General features: G+C 51.9%; 1 protein-coding gene. It reads right to left on the minus strand.

Annotated features, from left to right (window positions below; translation table 11 throughout):
* A partial coding sequence (locus ADH31_RS10135; RefSeq protein WP_049508995.1) for a hypothetical protein occupies nt 1-293 on the minus strand: 293 nt, incomplete at both ends.

Raw genomic sequence — 293 nt, forward strand, 5'->3', positions numbered from 1 at the left:
TCAACAAGTGCAAGCACATCGGCTAGCACGTCAGCATCAACAAGTGCAAGCACATCGGCAAGTACATCAGCCTCAACAAGTGCAAGCACTTCAGCAAGTACGTCAGCATCAATGAGCGCAAGCACATCAGCAAGTACGTCAGCCTCAACAAGTGCAAGCACGTCAGCAAGTACGTCGGCATCAACAAGTGCAAGTACATCTGCATCAACAAGCGCAAGCACATCAGCAAGTACGTCGGCTTCAACGAGCGCAAGCACGTCAGCAAGTACGTCAGCCTCAACGAGCGCAAGCAC

The organism is Streptococcus pseudopneumoniae, from assembly GCF_001072375.1.
GTDB classification, from domain to species: Bacteria; Bacillota; Bacilli; order Lactobacillales; family Streptococcaceae; genus Streptococcus; species Streptococcus pseudopneumoniae_L.